The organism is Bhargavaea massiliensis, assembly GCF_050480245.1.
Classification (GTDB): Bacteria; Bacillota; Bacilli; order Bacillales; family Anoxybacillaceae; genus Anoxybacillus.
Window position 1 is genome coordinate 1 of sequence record NZ_JBCNEQ010000092.1, and the last position, 3,473, is coordinate 3,473.

Sequence of the window (3,473 nt, forward strand, 5' to 3'; positions counted from 1 at the left end):
ATACAACGACCTCATGACCCCGGCTGCAAGGAGACCATTCGACAGAAGGTTGTTTTCATCCTTCCGATGGTGACGAAATTTTTTTGTCATGGGAGTCTATATAAGATTTCTAAACAATCATGTAAAAAAATTCAAACATAATATAAAAATAATAATAATCAACATAGCCGTTAGAGATATTGGAAGAATACCTCGTACCAATTGTCCCTCATTTCCTGAATTTTTTGTAATGGAAGCAACTAATGCAACCCTAGATGGTGAAGCCATAGTCATATTAGATGCTGAAACATTTTGGGATGTAGCATACAACAGTTCTGAACTATGTAATTTATTTGCCATTGTGCTTTGAAAATGTGAGAACATTGCATTAGAAGCACTGTTGCTACCACTCATAAATCCACCGATTGCACCGATTATAGGAGATGCAATAATAAACCAAGAACCCAATAAAGCGGCCACATTTGTCGCGATAAAATCTGTCATTCCAGATTGTTGCATTACACTGGACATAGCAACAAATCCGATTGTTGCCATACTTGCTGGATATACTTGTTGTATCGTTCTAATAATGCAGGATTTGATCTGAAACATTTTTAAGCGGTATATCCCAATGGTCACAATGGAAGCTAAAAACAATGCAAATCCCGGGCTATACAAGAGTTCTAAATGAAAATTATATTTTGGTAATCTAACCACCATTACATTAGTAAGGATTAATTTCAAAGACGAATAAAAATGTGATATAAAGATATAAGTCGTTAAAATAAGGTAAGGTATAATAGCTTTTAGAAAATCCCTTTTATTTGTTAGAAGAGTTGATTTTGATACCGCAACTTCTTTAGCAAATTTTTTGTAAATTAACTCTTTTAATTTCCAATAAGTTATCAAACATAAAGAGGATGTAAGTCCTGCTAATACACCAGCTAATTCCGTTGAAACATAAGCGCTTATCAACCATGTAGTTAATGATAACGTTGTTGAAACAATTAATATCTCTAAAAAGTAATTTTTTATAGCTCTCTTCCCTCCACTAATGATAACTACCATTACTGTATAAAAAAAATAAAGAGGAATACTTACTAAGGCGCTATACTTTCCCAGTTCATTGAGGGGGACACTCGATAATTCAGCGTTGATTACTGTTCCAATAGCAAGCGCCCCCCATGGAACAGCAGACTGCGTCAATAAAGACAAGAGAGCCGCCTTTCTTGGTTGAAAGCCTAACGAAAGATATAGGGGGGCGGCTATAACAATTCCGATACCAAAACCACTAGTTGCTTCAAGAAAAGGACCTAATGCTGAGGAAATTAGTAACCCTTGTTCTACCGGTGAGCTACAAAAAAAAGATAATCTGTTAGAAATAATGTTAATAGCCTGGCTTTCACTTAATACGTTATATAAAAGTAACCCAAATATCAAAACATAAATAACAGTAATTGATATCAATAAACCTTGGATAGAGGAATGTAATAAATCTTTTAATGATGTTTCAAAATGGAAAGGCAACAGTGATACGATAACCGACAACAAATATGAATATATTGCTGTGTACATTCCTGAAATTTTTAACCAAATCAAACAAACTAGAGCTAATAAAATTGGTGATACAGACAGTATAAAGTTAAAAAAAAGTTGCATTGTATCTTATCACCCCTATGTATTGTTATTGATAACAATAGTCTTTAAAGTTTTGTTGTGTTAACATTGGAGAATTAATAAATATCACTTTTTCCATAGTTTAAATTCCACTATAGCGGATATGTTTCCGTATTATTACTAATTATCATGAAAGTCAAGACAAAAATTCCACTATAGTGTAATATAGTTATGTATCAAATTGATTTTCCGCCATATAATGAAACTTTCCATTCGATCTTTTGCTTAACTTAAACATTTATATTATATCTTTTTTTCAATCTGAACTTATAGCAGGAGGGATTCATCATGAGTTTCGGGGAAAACGTTAAAAAAGCTAGAAAATCTAAGTCACTTTCTTTACAGGAATTATCTGATCGTTGTGGAGTAAGTCGCTCTATGCTTTCGCAAATCGAAAGAGGGGAAAAAAACCCTACTATCCAAGTGGCTTGTCAAATTGCAGAAGGTTTAGATATGACCCTTTCACAATTATTAGGAGAAGATGCTAGAAAAGAGGTGATTGTTATAAAAAAGGAGGAAAGATATATTTATAAGGATGAACATAGTGGTTTTGAAAGACATCTTTTATCTCCTTCTTTCCCATCAAGGGGGATCGAATTTGTTTTAAATATTATTCCTTATAAAAAAGCTTCAGGAATTTTCCCAAAGCACAAAAAAGGAGTTAAGGAGTATATCTCGGTAGCTAAGGGTAAATTAAGAGTAAAATTAGGAAATGAAACGTATGACCTAGAAGAAGGCGATTCCATGTATTATGAAGCAGATATTGAACATAGTTTTACCAATATAGGTGATGAAGACTGCCACTATTATCTAGTGATTGATTCGAACAATGTATATTTGTAACTCACATTTCGCACCCTCTCGACGAAAATCGGGAGGATTTTTTCGTTCCGATGTCGAATGAATCCTTGACACACAAGGAACGTAAAGGAGTTTTTCTCTTATGAACGTTCAAGTCAAAAAGGTCTATCGCAATTCACGAGTGTTGATTATCCAAAATTATACATACACCTTCCATAAATTTGGGCATACTCAAACAAAGCAGCGGCCATCCCGGATTTCCAATCGAGAGGAAGCTGCCCAGAGAAAAAACGGCGAACAAACGAAATGAAGGAAAGAGAGACGTTCGTCTGTTTTTTGGTTTGATCATACAGCCATCGCAGCAACACATACGCGATGAACGCCGCAAACAGTTGGTTGTATACCGCATTTTCCATCGTGCCAAACAAGGTCGGGACATTCAGATATTGCTTCACCCAACGGAAAAAGACCTCAACAGTCCAACGTTGTTGGTACATGTCGGCAATGGTTTCCGCAGACGCATGGAAGAGGTTCGTCACGACCCGAATGTCGCGGCCATTCTCATCTCGAAAGATCACCACCCGGTGACGCTTGGTGGAGCGGCATTGTTTCGTCCCCAACTGGCACGTGAAGTCGGCTTGAACCGATGAGGATGTGCTGGAAAGGCGTTTCAAGCTTTTTTTCTGATGAAGTTCGATGTTGTCCTTCATCCGAATGACAAAGAGCTGATGCTGCTCCACAAATCGATCGAGGCGTTCGATTTTGAAATACGCCCGGTCTTCCACGAGCACTTGTTGAGGGTCCGTCAACTGTTCTCCCACTGGGCCCATCGTCGAACAGTGCCTGGCACTGTTCGCCAAAATGAAAAGCGCCACCTTCCTCTCCATCAAGAAAGGCTTGCACCATCTTGGCATGATGAATGCGTGCGTTGTCCAACACAAGCACGAGGAATCGATCGGCATATCTCTCTTTCAATCGGCGCAAAAAGTCGAGGAAGGTTTCGGCATTGGCGGATG

At 37.4% G+C, this 3,473-nt stretch carries 2 protein-coding genes and 2 pseudogenes; 1 reads left to right on the top strand and 3 read right to left on the bottom strand.

The window, feature by feature from the left end:
• Nucleotides 1-117: 117 nt before the first annotated feature.
• Nucleotides 118-1,638 (bottom strand): L-lactate permease, encoded by a 1,521-nt coding sequence (locus ABEV15_RS14010; RefSeq protein WP_268852786.1) that lies wholly within the window; start codon nt 1,636-1,638, stop codon nt 118-120.
• Between the two features lie 306 nt (nt 1,639-1,944).
• On the opposite strand from ABEV15_RS14010, the gene ABEV15_RS14015 reads away from it, so the two are divergent.
• On the top strand, nt 1,945-2,499 hold the full coding sequence (locus ABEV15_RS14015; protein ID WP_498853562.1) for a helix-turn-helix domain-containing protein: 555 nt from the start codon (nt 1,945-1,947) through the stop codon (nt 2,497-2,499).
• A 146-nt stretch (nt 2,500-2,645) separates the two neighbouring features.
• Here ABEV15_RS14015 and ABEV15_RS14020 read toward each other — a convergent pair.
• Nucleotides 2,646-3,284: pseudogene (locus ABEV15_RS14020) on the bottom strand (IS4 family transposase); the annotation flags it as partial.
• A 64-nt stretch (nt 3,285-3,348) separates the two neighbouring features.
• A pseudogene (locus tag ABEV15_RS14025) lies at nt 3,349-3,473 on the bottom strand (transposase); the annotation flags it as partial.

Coding starts and splice junctions, on each gene's coding strand:
- ABEV15_RS14010 (WP_268852786.1), bottom strand. CDS start 1,638: ATGCAACTTTTTTTTAACTTTATACTGTCTGTATCACCAATTTTATTA.
- ABEV15_RS14015 (WP_498853562.1), top strand. CDS start 1,945: ATGAGTTTCGGGGAAAACGTTAAAAAAGCTAGAAAATCTAAGTCACTT.